At 67.6% G+C, this 18,312-nt stretch carries 14 protein-coding genes; 3 read left to right on the forward strand and 11 right to left on the reverse strand.

What is annotated here, in order from left to right; translation table 11 throughout:
* Positions 1 to 76: 76 nt before the first annotated feature.
* Complete coding sequence (locus AMYHA_RS21065) at positions 77 to 574, reverse strand: HNH endonuclease (protein WP_034278246.1); 498 nt, start codon at positions 572 to 574, stop codon at positions 77 to 79.
* Positions 575 to 970: 396 nt separating this feature from the next.
* Here AMYHA_RS21065 and AMYHA_RS21070 point away from each other — a divergent pair, with 396 nt between their 5' ends.
* From AMYHA_RS21070 to AMYHA_RS21080, 3 genes are all read left to right on the forward strand, one after another.
* The gene (locus AMYHA_RS21070; RefSeq protein WP_034273835.1) at positions 971 to 1,939 is read left to right on the forward strand and encodes a mechanosensitive ion channel family protein; all 969 of its coding nucleotides are present in this window, start codon (positions 971 to 973) and stop codon (positions 1,937 to 1,939) included.
* Between the two features lie 51 nt (positions 1,940 to 1,990).
* The gene (locus AMYHA_RS21075) at positions 1,991 to 2,383 is read left to right on the forward strand and encodes a globin (protein WP_034278248.1); all 393 of its coding nucleotides are present in this window, start codon (positions 1,991 to 1,993) and stop codon (positions 2,381 to 2,383) included.
* A 65-nt stretch (positions 2,384 to 2,448) separates the two neighbouring features.
* Entirely contained in the window at positions 2,449 to 4,071 is a 1,623-nt protein-coding gene (locus AMYHA_RS21080; RefSeq protein ID WP_084037412.1) for a glycoside hydrolase family 13 protein, read from the forward strand.
* Positions 4,072 to 4,121: 50 nt separating this feature from the next.
* Here AMYHA_RS21080 and AMYHA_RS21085 read toward each other — a convergent pair whose 3' ends face one another.
* The 10 genes from AMYHA_RS21085 to AMYHA_RS21130 form a co-directional block, all read right to left on the reverse strand.
* On the reverse strand, positions 4,122 to 5,006 hold the full coding sequence (locus AMYHA_RS21085) for a hypothetical protein (protein ID WP_034273837.1): 885 nt from the start codon (positions 5,004 to 5,006) through the stop codon (positions 4,122 to 4,124).
* Positions 5,007 to 5,086: 80 nt separating this feature from the next.
* The gene (locus tag AMYHA_RS21090) at positions 5,087 to 5,806 is read right to left on the reverse strand and encodes a hypothetical protein (protein WP_034273840.1); all 720 of its coding nucleotides are present in this window, start codon (positions 5,804 to 5,806) and stop codon (positions 5,087 to 5,089) included.
* A gap of 70 nt (positions 5,807 to 5,876) precedes the next feature.
* Entirely contained in the window at positions 5,877 to 10,856 is a 4,980-nt protein-coding gene (locus tag AMYHA_RS21095; RefSeq protein ID WP_231104847.1) for an NAD-glutamate dehydrogenase, read from the reverse strand.
* A gap of 354 nt (positions 10,857 to 11,210) precedes the next feature.
* Positions 11,211 to 13,643 (reverse strand): hypothetical protein, encoded by a 2,433-nt coding sequence (locus AMYHA_RS26000; RefSeq protein ID WP_051400150.1) that lies wholly within the window; start codon positions 13,641 to 13,643, stop codon positions 11,211 to 11,213.
* A gap of 39 nt (positions 13,644 to 13,682) precedes the next feature.
* On the reverse strand, positions 13,683 to 15,359 hold the full coding sequence (ettA, locus tag AMYHA_RS21105; RefSeq protein ID WP_034273846.1) for an energy-dependent translational throttle protein EttA: 1,677 nt from the start codon (positions 15,357 to 15,359) through the stop codon (positions 13,683 to 13,685).
* 129 nt (positions 15,360 to 15,488) lie between these two features.
* Positions 15,489 to 15,953, reverse strand: a complete 465-nt coding sequence (locus AMYHA_RS21110) for a single-stranded DNA-binding protein (protein WP_169732962.1) — start codon at positions 15,951 to 15,953, stop codon at positions 15,489 to 15,491.
* 390 nt (positions 15,954 to 16,343) lie between these two features.
* A complete protein-coding gene (locus tag AMYHA_RS21115; RefSeq protein WP_034273849.1) occupies positions 16,344 to 16,559 on the reverse strand; it encodes a hypothetical protein in 216 nt (71 codons plus the stop codon).
* Positions 16,528 to 16,734: a hypothetical protein gene (locus AMYHA_RS21120; RefSeq protein ID WP_034273852.1), complete on the reverse strand. Its 207-nt coding sequence runs from the start codon at positions 16,732 to 16,734 to the stop codon at positions 16,528 to 16,530. The genes AMYHA_RS21115 and AMYHA_RS21120 overlap by 32 nt, the downstream gene beginning before the upstream one ends.
* A gap of 109 nt (positions 16,735 to 16,843) precedes the next feature.
* Complete coding sequence (locus AMYHA_RS21125) at positions 16,844 to 17,104, reverse strand: hypothetical protein (protein ID WP_034273854.1); 261 nt, start codon at positions 17,102 to 17,104, stop codon at positions 16,844 to 16,846.
* A gap of 58 nt (positions 17,105 to 17,162) precedes the next feature.
* Entirely contained in the window at positions 17,163 to 18,290 is a 1,128-nt protein-coding gene (locus AMYHA_RS21130; RefSeq protein WP_051400152.1) for a helix-turn-helix domain-containing protein, read from the reverse strand.
* Between the last annotated feature and the right edge of the window lie 22 nt (positions 18,291 to 18,312).

The raw sequence follows: 18,312 nt of genomic DNA on the forward strand, positions 1-18,312 counted from the left end.
CCGACGGCGAACAAGGGGACGTCATGGCACGTCCGCTGACGTATGGCACGACAGCAGAGTCGATCAACCACCCGCCTCACGCCACGGCGTCGCCGAGGTAAAGCCGCCACTCCGGATCGGCGTCGTTCACCTGCGCGAGCAGCCGCCAGTACGGCCCGCGCGGAGCCTGCGGCCGCATCCGCAACGTCCAGCCGATCTCGCTCAGCAGCCGGTCGGCCTTGCGGTGGTTGCACCTGGTGCAGCAGGCTACGCAGTTCTCCCAGGTGTGTTGTCCGCCACGGCTCCGCGGCACGACGTGGTCGATCGTCTCGGCCTTGGCACCGCAGTAGGCGCATCGATACCGATCGCGATGCATCAGCCCCGCCCTGGTCAGCGGAACCATACCGCGATAGGGCACGCGGACGTAGTTGTTGAGCCGGATCACCGAGGGGACCGGCACGGTCACCGTCGCGGAGTGCAGCAGCAGCCCGGACGGATCGCCGTGCACGACTTCCGCCTTGCCGCACACCACGAGCACGACGGCACGGCGCAACGACAGTGCGGTCAACGGTTCGAATGTGGCATTCAGTAGCAGGACACGACTGCGACCGAAGGCAGGCGCGGTGCCGCTATGATCGCGCCCGAGTCTGCGGGCGTGCCCGCGCGCGATGCGCCCTGGGCGCCGATTGCGTCGTGCGGGCGGCGGCATGGTCGCCATCTCCCCGCCCATCGCTGTGTCCGAAGCATGGGCGGGGCTACCTATCGGTATCGGATGTCGGTCCGGCACTCGGCTACCTCCAGCGTGTCGCGAGCATCCACACCCAGGCGACGACCGGACGTGGCCTTCGATACCCGTCATGGCCGACCGCCTAGGGTGTCGTGCAGGCATAGTCGACCACGATTACACCTGAAAAGCACGTCCTATTCAGGATGTGTTACGAGACAGCGTTGCAACAACGAGACCAATGGACAAGGAACGGGGAGCCACGCTGTGCTACCGCTGCTTAGCGCACCTGACTGCGCATCCGAACACGGAACCTGGTGCCAGCAAGTTTACCGGCTGACTGGCAATGAGTGGCTTGCCGTTTCAGCGGATTGGCTGGTCGCCAAGCCACTCAAGATCATCCTGACCCTTCTCATCGCGTATTTGATCCGTTTCCTCATCAAGAAACTGATCGACAAACTCACCAGGGCGACGGGCGACGGCAAGCAGCCGGCGCTGCTCCGGCCGCTGCGCAATCGCATCAACGGTCCGCCCTCCGTCGAGACGATCGAACGCAGCAGGCAACGCGCCGAGACCATCGGGGCGGTGCTGAAGTCGATCACCACGTTCCTCGTGTTCGGCATCGCGGTGATCGAGATCCTCGCTGAGCTCGGCATCTCCGTCGGGCCGCTGATCGCGTCGGCGGGCATCGTCGGTGTCGCCCTCGGATTCGGCGCGCAGAACCTGGTGCAGGACTTCGTGTCCGGGATCTTCATGATGGTCGAGGATCAGTACGGCGTCGGCGACGTCGTCGACCTCGGCGAGGCCATCGGTGTCGTGGAGACGGTCGGGCTGCGCATCACCACGTTGCGCGCGCTGGACGGCACGGTCTGGTATGTCCGCAATGGCGAGATCATGCGTGTCGGCAACTTCAGCCAGGACCATTCGGTCGCCGTCATCGACATCCCGCTCGGGCACAGCGCCAACATCGAGCACGCCACCAGGCTCATCTCGCAGACCGCGACCGAGGTCACCAGCGAGCCGCCGGTGTCGGAGGACGCCCTTGAGCAGCCCAACCTGCTTGGCGTGGACAACATCACAGTGCAGGCGGTCTACATCCGGCTCACCCTCAAGGTACGACCGGGCAAGCAGTGGGCGGTGCAGCGGACCCTGCGCGGCAAGATCCTCGCCGCGCTGTCCGACGCGGGGTTCGAGAACCCGCTGCCGCTGTTACTCGGCAGCGAGACGACGCAGTAATCGGCCAACACATGGTTGGTCCAAGGTTCCGATAACAGGCAGGATGTGAACGTGAGCACTGAGCAGGCGCCGGAGACGTTCTACGACGCGGTCGGCGGCGAGGAAACCTTCCGCAAGATTGTCGGACGGTTCTACGAGGAAGTCGCCAACGACGAGGTGCTCCGGCCGATCTACCCCGAGGAGGACCTCGGACCAGCGGAGGAACGGCTGCGACTGTTCCTGATGCAGTACTGGGGTGGCCCACACACCTACTCCGACCAGCGGGGTCACCCCAGGCTGCGGATGCGGCACGCGCCGTTCACCATCGGCCCGATCGAACGGGACGCCTGGCTGCGCTGTATGCGGATCGCCGTCGATGAGGCCGGCCTGGAGGAGCCCTACCGGCAGCAGCTGTGGTCATACCTGGAAATGGCGGCCAACAGCCTCATGAACAGCTGGGTGTAGCCAGTCAACGACTCCCGGCAACCGCGCTGCGATCGTGTCGGGACCGGATGGCAGGATAGCCAGCTATGGGACGAGGGGTGAGAAGCGAGGCCCACGCGGCAGAACACGACGCCGCGGCGACATCAGCGCCGTGGTGGCGCGACGCGGTGTTCTACCAGGTATACGTGCAGTCCTTCGCCGACTCGAACGGCGACGGAGTTGGTGACCTCGAGGGAGTGCGCTCCCGGCTCGGCTACCTTGAGCTGCTGGGTGTTGACGCACTGTGGCTGACGCCGTTCTACCGGTCGCCGATGGTTGACAACGGCTATGACGTCACCGATCCGCGTGATGTCGATCCCCTGTTCGGGGACCTGGCAACGTTCGACGCCCTGCTTGCCGAGGCACACGAGCACGGCATCAAGGTCACCATCGACCTCGTACCGAACCACACCAGCGACCAGCACCCCTGGTTCACCGCGGCCCGCGCCGCCGGGCCGGGAAGCCACGAGCGCGAGCGCTATATCTTCCGCGATGGCACCGGGGACTACGGCGAGCGGCCGCCCAACAACTGGGTCAGTGTCTTTGGCGGTCCCGCGTGGACCAGGGTCGAGGACGGCCAGTGGTACCTCCACCTGTTCGCGCCGGAGCAGCCCGACCTGAACTGGCGTAATCCCGAGGTACGGCAGGACGTCGAGCGGACCATGCGGTTCTGGCTTGACCGGGGTGTCGATGGGTTCCGTATTGACGTCGCGCACGGCTTGGCCAAACCGGACGGCCTGCCCGACATGGACCCGCGTGCGGCGCAGACCATCGGGCCGCATGACTACGCCGATCCCCGGTTCGACAACGAGGGTCTTGCCGACATCCACGCGTTCTTCCGGTCAGTGCTCGACGACTACCCCGGCACGATCGCGACCGGCGAGCTGTGGACCTTCGATGACAACCTGCTCGCGCGCTACCTGGAGCCGGGCATGTTGCACCTCGGCTTCAACTTCCGGCTCGCGCTGACGCACTTCGACGCCGACACGCTGCGCTCGACGATCGATCGCTCGCTGGCGGCGCCGCATCGGGTCGGCGCTCCCCCGACATGGGCGCTGGGCAACCACGACGTGTGGCGGCAGGTCAGCCGCTACGGCGGCGGGGATGCCGGACTGCGACGCGCGCGGGCGATGATGCTGGTCGTGCTCGCACTGCCGGGCGCGGCGTATCTCTACAACGGCGAAGAGCTGGGGCTCGACAACGTCGAACTACCCCCGGGCACCGGCCACGATCCGCGTGCGCGAGCAAACGGCGACCCCGATCGCAACGTGGCGCGGGTGCCGATGCCGTGGGAGGGCAGCGCGCCGCCGTTCGGCTTCTCCACCAGCGAGCAGACGTGGCTGCCGATGCCCGCTACATGGGCGGACCGCACGGTCGAGGCGCAGTTGGAGGACCCGGACTCAACGCTGTCGCTGTACCGAGCCGCGATCGAGCTACGCCACAATCACGAGGCGTTCAGCGGTGACAGTGTCGAGTGGTACGGCGCGCCCGCGGGGTGTTTCGCGTTCCGCCGCGCCGACCTCAGCGGTGAGGACGACGAGTCCGGCCTGGTGTGCGTGCTGAACACCTCAGGCTCACTGGTCGACCTGCCGCCGGGCGACGTGCTGCTGGCCAGCGCCCCGCTCGTCGACGGCAAGCTGCCGTCGGATACGGCCGCGTGGTTGGCGTAGGTCGCGCAGCGGCTACGCCAACCACGTGTGCGTTGTGCCGCTCGGCATCGTCAGGCGAAGAGCTCGTCCACGGTGTCGATGGCGACGGCTCGACGGATCCAGGCGTCCAGCTGGTCAAGCTCGGTGCAGCTGGTGATGCGCGTCCTCGCCTCGTCGGTGATGTCAATGCCGCGCGCGGCCAACAGCGCGAGCAGGGCGTTCGCCTCACCCTCGGCACGCCCCTCGACGCGTCCCTCGGCACGACCTTGGTTGACATGCCTACGGACGAAGTCGCTCTGGTATTCGTAGGTTCCAGCCGTCATCATGTCCTCCAAACGAGCGCGCGCAGCCTCGGGGAGCACCGCGAGCACGAGATCATGGTAGCGCGTCAGGTGTTCGTCATCGATGTTTCGTAAGCCAGCGAGCAGCGCGGACAGCACCTTCTCGCCATGAGTGTGTTCCGCGCCATGCGCCATGGCCGAAAGCACGGCCAGTTCGGGACTGCGCTCGGCATCCTCAGGCTCGGTGACCACTGGCACGCGGTCTGGACCGACCACCAGTGGCCGCAATACCCATCCCGGATGGCCAAGGTCGATAGGCGCGGCGCACCAATCAGCGACTCTCGTTGTCGAGCACAACACCAAGAGCGCTACGGAACATCGCAGCCGGGAGCGGAGCGTGGCGAGATAGACGGGCCAGGACCAGCGTTTGCCACCATCCCGCCCGAGCTGAATCTCGATCACGACGGCCAGTACCGGCTGATCACCGTCCGTGAGAACAACGACAGCGTCCGCGCGGTACTCGGTCGGCGTCACATCGGCCAGTTCACACGACTCAAGTCGTACCCCCTTGTGCTCCGGCACCGGCACCCCCAGTGCGCCCGTCAACAACTCTGCGGCGAGCGCTGGGCGTTCGTGGAACAACGCCACCAGCACTTCGTGCAGTTGTGAAGGCATGCCGGAACGCTAGCGCGAGGCACCGACATTCTTCGAACGTATGGTCGATGCGGTTGGGTGAGGGGTGCGAGGACCTTCCCTTAGAACACCAGCGGCAGCAGGGCATGCCTGCGGCGGAGCACGGCGCCGTACCGGGCGTCCATGCGCAGCCAGGAGTCGGTGGCGCTGACACGCACAACGTCGCTGGTCGCCGCCTCCCCCGCTGCGGCGTCGCCCTCGTCGGAGCCGTCCTCAACACTCTCCCCCACGACGCCACCAGCGCCCTCGCCGCTAGTGCCGGTGAAGCCCATGCCGGACAGCGCGAACAGGCACCGCAGCTGCACCTTGAGGTCGACGTTGTCATTGCTGACGGTCAGCACCGGCTGGTCGAGCAGCGAGGCGGGCGGGGTGCCCTGCGGACCGACGTTGTCCCGCGCGACGTCGACGCCCCGTTCGGTCACCTCGGTCACGACCGACGTCGGCAAGTCCTCCACGTGCTGCCACGTTCCGGACGTCGGCAGATCAGAGCGCCACAGCAGGTCTCGCGACGGCCCGGGGTCCATCCGCTCGCCACCGGCCACGGTCAGTGCGGCGAGCAGTTCGTTGCCGGACACCGTGACGTCACGCGGCTCGATATCACCCCGCACACCCCTGGTGGCGAGGACGTCGAACGGCGTTATCGTCCACGCATCGAGCACGCCCGGTGTCGCGTCCCGCTGCCGCAATCGCACGACAGCCTGCCCGTCGAGGCGCACGGCGCGGGCGACGAACGCGGCAAGGTTCTCCCGCTCGCCCGCGTCGGCAACTCGTAGTTCTGTCACGTCTCTACCGTACGCAGCGCGATGCGACGAATGACGCCTTGGGTGCGCTCGGCCCACGCATCCAGCTCCCTCACCGCGCCATGCTGCGCAGCTCCCGCGCGGCGACGGAGACCGTGGCCAGGTCGAGTCGTCCCGAGCGGCTGATCTCGCCGAGCGTGACACGTGCCCTGGCCAGGCGGGAGGCGTTGACCGTCTCCCACTCGGCGATCTTGTCATCGACGTGGTCGTCCGGATCGCAGTTTCGCAGCGCGTCGAGCGTGATCATCCGCAGCGACTCGTAGATGTCGTCCCGCAGCGCCAGCCGCGCCAGCGCGTGCCAGCGGTTGCCCCGCTCCAAAGCGCTCACCGAGGTGAGCATCGCGTCGACATCGAGATGCGAGGACAGCGCGTAGTACAGCTCAGCGGTTTCATGCGGGCTGCGTTCCTTGCTCAAGCCCACCTCGTGCTCGGCGAGCTCGGCCACCTCGATAACGTCGAGCAGCCCGTAGGTGTGCAGCAGCACCGCCATCCGGTCGGCGAGGTCGGCGGGCAGCCCATTTCCAGCGAGCTCGGCTCGCTTGACGTCGACCGACTCCGCCTGCGCGCCTCGCAGGAAGCCAGCCACCTTGGGCATCAGCTCCGAAACGACGGCGAAGCGGTTGATCTCGGCACCGACGGCCAGCGGCTGCGGCCGGTTGGTCAGCCACCAGCGCGAGGCCCGGTCAAGCAGCCTGCGGGTTTCCAGCACGATGGTGTCGGTGTCCTCGGTGGAGACATCGGTGTCGAGCGCGTCGACCTGCCGCCAGATGGCCTGCAGGTCGAACACCTTGGTGGCCACGACGAAGGCCCGCACCGCGTCGGTCGCGGTGGCGTTCAGCTCCTCGTTGAGCCGGTAGGCATATGTCAGTCCGCCCCCGCCGACGACCTCGTTGACCACCTGGGTGGTGACGATCTCCCGGTTCAGCGGGTGGTCCAGGATCTGCTTGCGGAACCGATCGCGCAGCGCGGACGGGAAGTAGTCCGGCAGGATGCGCAGGAACACTTCCTGGTCGGGCAGGTCGCTGTCGAGCAGTTCATCCTTGAGGTCCAGTTTGACGTGCGCCAGCAGCGTCGCCAGCTCCGGCGAGGACAGCCCCTGCCCCGCCTTGTCCAGCTCCTTGAACTCCTCGTTACTCGGGAGCGCCTCCAGCTCGCGATCCAGACCAGCCTTGGTCTCCAAGTACGACACCTGCCGCTGGTGCACCGAGGCCATCGCGGGAGCGTGCGCCCGCGCGGTGCCGAGCACGGCGTTCTGCCGGTAGTTATTGGCCAGCACCAGTTCGCCGACCTCGTCGGTCATCGACTCCAGCAGCGACACCCGGTTGTCTTTGTCGAGGTGCCCTTCATCGATCAGCTGCTCCAAGAGGATCTTGATGTTGACCTCGTGGTCGGAGCAGTCGACACCGGCGGAGTTGTCCAGCGCGTCCGTGTTGATCTTGCCGCCACCGCGGGCGAACTCAATCCTGCCTCGCTCGGTCAGCCCGAGGTTGCCGCCCTCACCGACGACGTTGACCCGCAGGTCCTTGCCGTTGACGCGCAGCGGATCATTGGTCTTGTCGTCGGCATCGGCATGACTCTCGGTGGATGCCTTGACGTAGGTGCCGATGCCGCCATTCCACAGCAGGTCGACGGGGGCGAGCAGGATCGCGCGGATCAGCTCGTTCGGCGTCAACTTGGTGACGCCGTCCGCGATGCCGAGCGCCTCGCGGACCTGCGGTGTGATCGGGACGGACTTCGCGCTGCGCGAATACACCCCGCCGCCCTCGCTGATCAGCGAGGTGTCGTAGTCCTCCCACGACGAGCGAGGCAGCGCGAACATCCGCTCCCGCTCCCGGAAAGCGGCAGCAGTGTCCGTCGGGTTCGGGTCAAGGAAAATGTGCAGGTGGTTGAACGCCGCGACCAGACGGATATGTTCGGAGAGCAGCATCCCGTTGCCGAAGACGTCGCCGCCCATGTCGCCGATACCGACCACGGTGAAGTCCTGCCGCTGGGTGTCGACGCCCAGCTCCCGGAAGTGCCGCTTGACCGACTCCCACGCGCCCTTAGCGGTGATGCCCATGGCCTTGTGGTCGTAGCCGACCGAGCCGCCGGAGGCGAACGCGTCGCCCAGCCAGAAGCCATAGCTGGCTGAGACGTCGTTGGCGATGTCGGAGAACGTGGCCGTGCCCTTGTCAGCGGCGACCACGAGGTAACTGTCATCGCCGTCGTAGCGCACTACGGACGGCGCTGGCACCGTGACGCCTTCCTTGCGGTTGTCGGTGAGGTCGAGCAGGCCAGAGATGAACATGCGGTAGCAGGCGATGCCCTCGGCCTGCCGTGCCTCCCGGTCGACAGTCGAGTCACCAGTCGCCGCGGGCGGGCGCTTGACGACGAAGCCGCCCTTCGCACCGACCGGGACGATCACGGCGTTCTTCACCGCCTGCGCCTTGACCAGCCCAAGGACCTCGGTGCGGAAGTCCTCCCTGCGGTCCGACCAGCGCAGCCCGCCGCGCGCGACCAGCCCGAACCGCAGGTGCACGCCTTCCACCCGCGCGGAGTAGACGAAGATCTCGAAGCGCGGCCTCGGTTCCGGCAGGTCCGGCACAGCCGCCGGTTCCAGCTTGATCGACAGGTACGGCCTCGGCTGGCCGTCGGCGTCGGTGACGTAGTAGTTGGTGCGCAACGTCGCGGTGATCACCGCGAGCAGGCTGCGCAAGATGCGGTCCTCGTCCAGGCTGACGACCGCGTCGATCATGGTGCTGATCTCGGTCACGATGCCGTCGACCCGCTCGGTGCGGTCCTCGTCGGGTGCGTCGATGTCGAACTTCGCCTCGAACAGCCGCACCAAGGCCGCCGAGATCGCCGAGTTGGCCAGGACGGCGTCCTCGATGTACTCCTGCGAGTACGGAGTGCCCGCTTGGCGCAGATAACGCGAGTACGCCCGCAGGACGGCTGCCTGCCGCCAGGTCAGGCCAGCGCGCAACACCAGCCCGTTGAAGCCGTCGACCTCGGCGTTGCCTTCCCACATCGAGCGGAAGGCGTCCTGGAAACGTTCGCGCACTTCGAGCAACGCGGTCTCGTCGGTGAACCGCTCCAGCACCGTCGGATCGACCCGCAGCCCGAAGTCGTAAATCCAGCCGCGCGTGCCGTCGGCGACGCTGATCTCGTACGGCCGCTGGTCGACGACCTCGACGTCCATCTTCTGCAGCATCGGCAGCAGTGTGGACAACGTGACGCCCTCACCGAGCAGGTACAGCTTGAACCGACGCTGCTCGCTCCGGGTCTCGTCCGGCACGTAGAACGACATCGCGACGTCGTCCTCGCTGGACAACGACTCGACGGTGCGCAGGTCGGCCAGCCCGGTGGCGGCGTCGAAGTCCTCCTTGTACGCCTCGGGAACCGATCCGGCGAGCCGCTGGCCGAGCTGATACGAGGTCTCGTCGCGGTAGCCGTCGTCGCCCGCGGCCGCTCGCTCGGCGTGGATCGCCTCGATCAGGCGGTCATCCCAGCCGCGCACCGCGTCATTCAGCAGTTCCTGCAGTCGCAACGCGTCCGGCTCGATCATCCGTTCCGGCTGGGTGTGCACGGTGAAGTGCACCTGCGCGAACAGCGTCTCGCCCAGCCGCACGGCGAACTCGACGGTGTCGGCGTCCAGCTCGGTGCGCAGCACTTCTTGCATCGCTTGCCTGGTCTGCGTGGAGTAGCGATCACGCGGCACGAACACCACACAGGAATAGAACCGGCCGTAGGGATCGCGGCGCAGGAACGCACGCAGCCTGCGCCGGTCGGCGAGCGCGATCGCGCCGGTGACGGTGGCATACAGCGAGTCGAGGTCGGTGGAGAACAGCTCGGCGCGAGGCCAGCTCTGCAGCACTTCCAGCATCTCCTGGCCGGAGTGCGACTCGATCGGGAAGCCCGCGCGGTGGATGACGTCGCGGACCTTGCGCTCGATCACCGGGATGTCGAGCACGTCCTCGTGCAGCGCGGATGTGGTGAACATGCCGAGGAAGCGGTGTTCACCAACCACGTCGCCGTCGTCGTCGAAGATCTTGACGCCGATGTAGTACGGGTGCACGGGGCGATGCACCGTGGACGGTGCGCTGGCCGGGGTCAGCACCAGCAACGTCGGGGCCAGCGCGGTTTCGGCCATGTCCGGACCCTTGGTGAGGTCGCGGGCCGCGAGGCTGTCCTGCCGCAGCACACCCAGCCCGGACGCCAGCACTGCCCGCAGCGCGGGATGTTGCTCCTCCTGCGTGGCCGCGGCGCTCTCGGCACCGTCCTCAATGACGTTTTCGGCGATGACCTCGTAGCGCCGATAGCCAAGGAAGGTGAAGTGTCCCCGCACCAGCCAGCGCAGCAGTGCCTCGCCGTCAGCGACCTCAGTCCGCGGCAGGTTCGGCGGGGACGTCCGCAGCTCCTCGGCGATGTCCAGCGCGGTGGCCGACATCCGTTCGGAGTCCTCGACGACCTCCCGGACGTCGTTGATGACCGCGTGCAGCCGGTTCTCCATCTCGAGGGCGCGTTCGGCGTCGGTCATCCGATCCAGCTCGACCAGGATCCACGACTCGGTCGCCGCCCCCTCCGGCGGAGCGGCAGCGTCGGCGGTGGGGTGCAGTTCGCGCAGTGAGCCGGTGACGTCTCGGGTCACGACGAGGATCGGGTGCACGATGCGCTGCACGTCGATACCGGAGCGGGCGAACTTGGCCGCCACGCTGTCGACGAGGAACGGCATGTCATCGGTGACGATCTGCACCACCGTGCCGTCGCTGGACCAGCCGTTTTCCTGCGCATTGGGCTTGCCGATCCAAATCGCGGGCGAGCCCGGGGTACGCTGCTCGGCCAGCCGCTTGTGGGCGCGCACCGCCCCGACAAGGTCAGCGGGGTCGGTGCCGACGATGTCCTCCGGCGGCACGTGGCGGTAGTAGAGCCGGATCAGGTCGGCGATATCGGACGCCATCGACGTCGCTCGCTCTACGAGGGCGTCGCGTTGCTGTTCCAGCGACGGGGTCGCGACGCGGCCACCGGCAGCACGTTCCGAACCCACTGTGGTCATGCCGACTCCCATCCTGCCCGTTCCGCTCGACGTTCGCCGCCAGCGACGTCGAGCTCCGGCGACATCCCTTTTCATTCCGCACGCTCGTGCGCCGTCACTCCACCTGTCGTTTCGCACGCACGGCTGCCCACCGGGAGCGGACCGCGACGCTGCGATCGACGCCACACACCCTAGCTCCGTGGCCGCACCGGTGTCCTCCCAGGAGGCAGCGAGACATCTCCTGGCGGCACGCTATGCTTCGAGGTTCCGGCAGGAACATACGCGCGGTGACTGGCCCGGATCACGGCAGCACCGCGGGCGCGGCCGCTTCGGACACCCGGTATTACGTGGGGTGCGGTGGCCTATCAGGGGCGGTTAGATCGGGCCGCCACCGTGGTTGCCACGCAGCGGGCTGTCGCCGTTGACGGCGTGCCCGTTGGTGCCGCGATGTCCGCTGGCGGACCCACTGGTCTCGGTACGCTGCCACCGTCTGCTGCGCACTCGCGGCGTCACCGCCGAGTTGTCGTCGTCGCCATTGGCCCAGCTGCTGAACACCGCAAGGACGCTGTCGAGTTCCCGGACCGGCTGCGGCTCGGGCGCTGGCTCCGGCGTCCGGTCTGGCTCTGGCGACGTGTCCGAGCCGATCTCGACCTCGGGTCTTTGCGGCACCTCAGGCTCGACCTCCCGCGGGGCGAACAGCGGCTCGGCCCGCACGTCGGGCGGGGCGGCATACAGCGTCGGGGCCTCTTCCGGCGTGGGCTCGGGTGCGGGCTCTGGCTCCGGTTCCGGACGCGGGTCGGGCCGCCACGACCACTCCGCGTTCGCGGGTTGCGCGGTCCATGCCGGGCGCGACGGCGGCTTCGCATGCGGTGGTTCGGAGTGCCGCTGCTCCCAACGCTCGGCCCACGAGGGGCTGGGCGGCTGCTGCTCCTGCGCGGGCTGCTCCCACGGCATCGGCGGCCGTGACGGAGGCTTCGACCGCTCATCCCGCTGCTCCATCCACGGCGTGTGAGCAGGCTGATCGCTCCACGGCGTGTGAACCGGTCGCTCGCTCCACGACGGCTGAACCGGTCGCTCGCTCCACGACGGCTGAGCCGGTTGCTCGGTCCAGGACGGCTGAGCCGGTTGCTCGGTCCAGCCCGTGCCAGCCGTGTGGTCGGGTTGTTCATGCCGCCCACGCCGATCTGGCTCGTCGTCAGATGCGTGCCGCCTGCCACCGGACCCGACCGCGACGCCGAGCCGATCCAGCACGGACCGCACCGATGACGTCCTGTCAGCTTGGTGCCTGGCCCCCTGGTCCGCCTCCTGGGGTGCGGAGTGTTTGGCCCACGGCACGGCGGGCTGCTGGACTGTCTCCCACGGAGCGGTCGACGGCCGCGCCGGAGCGGCCTCGTGCGACGCGGGTGAGTCTTCGTACGCGGCCGACGACGGCCGGTTCGCCGGCGCGGCGGGTTCGGACGACGTGGTCTCCCAGGACGCGGGCTCCCAGAACCCGGGCTCCGGCGACGCGGACGTCGATGGAGCGGGCTCGGGCCGCGCTGGCTCGCTGCGCGGTGGGGGCGCATCGGCGGTCACCGCGGGCATCATCTGGGTTGTCTCAGTCGACGGCTCAACACGCCTGCGTTTGCCAGCTGGCTGGCTCTTGCGTTGCTGCGCGACGCGCTCCTCGTGCTCAGCGAGCGCGCGATTGAAGTCGGCGGCTGGCTGCTCCCCTCTGCCGAACTCGCCGGTGAGTAACCCGAGTGCCTGTCGCCGCAGTCTGCCGTAGCTGTGCTCGCAGACCCGCGCCTCACGCAGACACGTGAGCGCTTCCGCTGGCCTGCCAAGTTGCTCCTCGATGTGGGAGAGCTCCAGCAACAGGCGTGAGCTGAGCGCGAGTAGGTCATGCCGCCGAGTGTGGTGCAGAGCGTCACGGATCAACATGCCCGCCGTCTCAGGGGCTGCGGACGCCAGATGCACCCTGGTCGCGATGGCCAGTCGCATCCACGCGAGTGGCGCGATAGAAGCCGCCCGCGCCGGTTCGGCGAACAGCGGCTGCGCGAGGGCGTCCGCTTCATCGCGCGAGCCCTGATCCAGCAACGCGCACACCAGTTCCAGGGTGAGCCTGGTACGCATCTGCGTGCTGTCGACGAGAACGTCGTCGCTGCCCTCGACGATGTCGAGACCGTTGCGCGCCGCGTCGATCGACGCCGAGATGTCGCCATGCCGACGCAGATGCGCGGCCGTGCGCGCCTGGACTAGCGCGCGCATGCTGACCCGGTCGGCGTCGCCGATCCCCGGGTCGGAGTCCGCGAGCTTGTCGGCCTCCTCCAGCGCGCGATCGAGTACACCTCGGCGTCCGATCGAGGCCATACACCCGACGAATTGCAGCAACGCGCCGATCCGGCATACCGGCTGGGCGTGCTCGTCGGCCAGCACCGGTCGCAGCGCGGCGAGCCCGGTCAGCGGGACGCCAACACTACGCGCGCACAGCGCCAATTCGGTACGCATCTGCGCGGCGAGATCGGCGTGCCCGTCGGCCTCCGCCGTCCGCAGCACCACGACCGCCCGGTTGACGACGTCGGCACGATGCCCGAGCCGGACCCGCGCCGACACCGACAATCCCTCGGCATACGCCCAGACTCGCTCCGAGCCGGACGCCTCGGCGAGAGCGGCCGCACGCTCACCGGACACCAGCGCGAGTTCGGGCGCGCCGAACATCAGCCGCAGGCCGTCGGAGACCAGCGTTTCAGCGGGGTCATCGGCCTGCGGTGCGGAAGGCGCGCGGCGTCTCGCTCGCGCGTCCTGGCTGTGCGTGCTGGCTGCCACGAACCCTCCGCTGATGTAATCGACTCGATCGCGCTCGTGTCAGTCGCGAGTCAACTTGCGGTACGTCACCCTATGGGGCCGCGCTGCCTCCGGCCCGAGTCGGTCGATCTTGTTCTTTTCGTAGCCTTCGAAGTTACCTTCAAACCAGAACCATTTGGCGGGATTCTCGTCAGTACCCTCCCACGCGAGGATGTGCGTGGCGACCCGGTCGAGGAACCAGCGGTCGTGCGAGATGACCACCGCGCAGCCAGGGAACTGTTCCAGCGCGTTCTCCAGCGAGCCGAGGGTTTCGACGTCGAGGTCGTTGGTCGGCTCGTCAAGCAGGATCAGGTTACCGCCCTGCTTGAGGGTCAGCGCGAGATTCAGCCGGTTACGCTCGCCACCGGAAAGCACACCAGCGGGCTTCTGCTGGTCGGGGCCCTTGAATCCGAACGCACTCACGTAGGCGCGGGACGGCATCTCGGTCTGGCCGACGTGGATGTAGTCGAGCCGGTCGGAGACGACCTCCCATACGGTCTTGTCGGGTTCAATGCCAGCCCGCGTCTGGTCCACATAGGACAGCTTTACGGTGTCGCCAACCTTCACCGAGCCCGAGTCCGGCTCCTCCAGTCCGACGATCGTCTTGAACAGCGTGGTCTTACCGACACCGTTCGGACCGATCACACCGACGATGCCGTTGCGAGGCAGGGTGAACGACAGCCCGTCGATGAGCGGCCTGTCGTCGAAACCCTTGGCCAGGTCGTTGACCTCGACGACGACGTCACCCAGCCGGGGCCCCGGCGGGATCTGGATCTCCTCGAAGTCCAGCTTCTTGGTCTTCTCCGCCTCGGCCGCCATCTCTTCGTAGCGCTCGAGACGCTTGCGGGACTTGGTTTGCCGTGCCTTGGCGCCCGACCGGACCCAGTCGAGCTCGCTCTTGAGCCGCTTGGCGAGCTTGGCGTCCTTCTTGCCTTGAACTTCCAGTCGTTCGCGCTTCTTCTCCAGGTACGTCGAGTAGTTGCCCTCGTAGCCTGCGACCCTGCCCCGGTCCAGCTCCATGATCCACTCGGCCACGTTGTCCAGGAAGTACCTGTCGTGTGTGACGGCGAGGACAGCGCCTGGGTAGTCGGCCAGGTGCTGTTCGAGCCAGAGCACGCTCTCGGCGTCAAGGTGGTTGGTGGGCTCGTCGAGCAGCAGCAGATCGGGCTTGGACAGCAGCAGTTTGCAGAGCGCGACCCTGCGCTTCTCACCGCCGGAGAGGTGGCTGACGGCTTCCTCTCCCGGGGGGCACCGCAGCGCGTCCATGGCCTGTTCGAGCTGTGAGTCCAGCTCCCAGGCGTCGGCGTGGTCCAGGTCCTCCTGGAGCTTGCCCATCTCCTCCATCAGCGCGTCGCTGTAGTCGGTGGCAAGCTTTTCGGCGATCTCGTTGAACCGGTCGAGCTTGACCTTGATCTCGCCGAGCCCTTCCTCGACGTTGCCGCGCACCGTCTTGCTCTCGTTCAGCGGCGGCTCCTGCATCAGGATGCCGACCGACGCGCCAGGCTGGATGAACGCCTCACCATTGCTCGGCTGGTCGAGTCCCGCCATGATCTTGAGGACCGTGGACTTCCCCGCCCCATTCGGTCCCACGACGCCGATCTTGGCGCCCGGATAGAACGCGGTGCTGACATCGTCGAGGATCACTTTGTCTCCGACGGTCTTGCGCACCTTCTTCATGGTGTAGATGAACTCGGCCATGGCACCCGATGGTAGAGCTGTCCGCATTGGCACATGACGCCGGTCGGCAACTCCACTGGCGGTATCACTGGCTGCCGCGTGCGACCCGGCTGAGTGACCCAGATCAGCGACGCACAGCGACAGGCCAGCTCAGGCGGCATGGCGCAGCTCTGTCTCGGACGGTGGTGATGCCGGTGGCGCTGGCGAGACGACCGGCGGGGACTCCGACGAGCCCGCCTCCCGACTGCCGGTGGGCATCCTCACCACGGTCGCGGTGGCTCTGGCCAGGTTCGGCCCGATGGCATACGCGTCGACCTCAGTGATGTATCTGGTCGTACCGCCGTCGTCGTACTGCCGCGTGCGCAGCCTTCCCGCCACCATGACCTCGTCGCCGCTGTGCAGCGACGCCCAGACGTGCCGGGCCAGCCTGCGCCGGCATGTCACCCACACGGAACACCTGTGGCCGTCGATCCACTCCCCGACCTCTTTGCTGAAGCGCCGTTCGGTGCTGATGACGAGAAACCCGACCGACTCGCCGCCGTCGTTGAGTTCGCGCTTGACTGGCTCGGTCGCGATCCGGCCGTTGATGTTGAGGTACGTCTCCCCGATGGGCATGGCTCGCATCTCCCCGTCGCTCGTCGCTGCGGATATGTCCTCAGCGTGCGCGAGGACTGAGCGCCATGGGGAACACGAGCCGCGATGTGGACAACCCAGGCCGCCACTGGCGCCACTGGTGCGCCCATTAGGGCGGTTGGGGACAACCACGTACCCGTAAGTTGTCCGTCGTTGTGCCCCCAGCAGGACTCGAACCTAGAGAGTCGCAGGCAACCCCGTGATCGGGCGGAGCGAGGCGGAGTGTGGGTGCTCTGACCTGGGACGATGGTCGTACATGGCGGAACCTAACGGACCTGAGTTGAGTGTGATTTTGGACGGTTAGGTACGAGAGGTTGTGTCCAGCCGGATCGATTCCAGGTGCTCGGCGGCCCCCACGTTGTTCACGAGTGATCAGAAGGGCACGCCGCACAGCCAAGCGACGACCCGCGCGAGGTCTTCGGCGTCGACCTGCGTGATCGCATCCGCGATCATCCGGGTGCGGTCATTCTCGTCGAGCACGCGAGGATCGGCGCCCAACTCGTTGAGCGCCCGCAGCACAGCGACGTCGTAGCTGCCGCGCAACGTAGCGCGCGCGTCACCGTTGGTCGAGTACGACGCGGTCGGCACGCTCGATGAGTTTGCCGCCTATCTGGCTCAGCTCCGTGCCAAGGCCGCGGAGTAGGTCACCGTCAAGCTCGGCGCGGTCCAGCTCGGTGACCAGCAGGTAGATCGTGCGGACGATGCCGGGTTCGGTCGCGGCGAGGGCCGCCCATAGGTCTGGATCGGTCTCGCGTGCTGTCATGGCAGCATCAGCACCCTGAGCGCGGCCCACGTCATCGCGGTGATCAGCACAACCGCAGCAATGACAGCACCTTGCCGATCCCGGCGACGCTGCCGCTCCAGATGGCGGCTCACTCGTTTGCCTCCCAGCAGTCTGGGCAGGTTCCGCGCCAGTCGATCTCGTCGGCGCCGACCTCTCGCCACAGCGGTAGGGCGATCAGCCCGCAGAGGGTCGGCCACCCGCCAGATCCGCCCATGCCGCCCGTGCACGGCCCAGTGCTCGGTACCCACTGGGCGTTGGTGCGGCCGAGGTGGAACACACCGACCGACATCGGCTCAGTGGCCATCCAGCGCGCAGTCGGCGGCAGCGTCGGGGCTGTGGCGGCGGTCATAGGTGTAGCGTCTGCCGTTTGCGACGCACGCGGGAGTGGCCACGGGGGTAGCCAAATCTCAGGCGGCGGTGATCTCGTCCATCAGCATCCGCAGCGTCAAGCTGTGCTTCTCGGGTGGCAACTCGTCGAGCGCAGCGCGCGCGACGTCGACGCCGGACTGATCTCCCGAGCGAACGAGCATTAGACCCTGGTGCATCTGGAGGTGTGTGCGGAATCGCGGCAGCGACGGTGGCAGATGGCGCGCAGCCTCGGCTTGCGCGTCGAGCGCGATCCGGTCCTCGCCGAGCCGTGCGGCCATCAGCGAGGTGAAGACCTGGAATCGCCACCACGGCACGGCGTAGTCGGACTCGGCGTCGTCGGAGCCCGCGTGGTCGAACGCTCGTCTGCCCTCGTCGAGCAGCGTCAACGCGGTGCCGCGGTCACCGCGGAGCGCAGCGGTGTGCGCTCGTCCCATGACGGCGTTGACGCGGCCGAGGCTCGGCCGGTCGTCCAGCTCGATGGCCTGCTGCGCGAGCGTGTCCGCGATGCCGAGCGATGCGCCCTCGTAGCCGAGCGCGATCGCGGCGCGGCCGCGCACCCACACGCGCGTGTCCAGGTCGCCGCTCCTGTCGGCGAACTCGGCGGCGTGCCGATACCAGCGCACGGCGCGGTTCCCGTCGCTTCCGGGGAATGTCTTGGCATACAGCGTCGCGAGACGAGCGGCGACTGCCCACATGTGCGGGCTGTCGGTCTGCTGCTGGAGCACGACGAGGTCGGCTGCGAGGCGGCGCTGGATCTCGGCTGCGCCTGCTGTCATGTAGTCGCGGCCGTAGACGTCGACGAGCTGTTCCCAGTCGTCGAGCGACGGCCCAGCACCGTTGATGCGAGCGGCGAAACCTGTCTCGACGAGATCGCTCGCGACGAGCGGCGCGATCGCCGTTCCCGCAGCCGCTGTCAAGAAACCACGTCGATCCACTCCGCTCCTCTCCAGCACCTCGATGGGAACCTGCAGAACGGTCGCCAGATGCCTCAACCAGTACGGACCGGGGCAGCGCCTGCCGTGCTCCCAGCGCGAGATCATCTCGCGAGTCACGGTGTCCCGATCAGCCGCCTGGTGCAGCTCGGCAGCGAGACGCGCTTGAGACCAGCCCAGGGCTGTGCGCAGCTCTCGGATCGTCTGCCCTACAGCGGCAGCGTCTGACGACACGGCGTCACACCCTCAACGTCGC

Origin of the sequence: Haloechinothrix halophila YIM 93223 (assembly GCF_000504245.1) — a bacterium.
Taxonomy (GTDB): domain Bacteria; phylum Actinomycetota; class Actinomycetes; order Mycobacteriales; family Pseudonocardiaceae; genus Haloechinothrix_A; species Haloechinothrix_A halophila.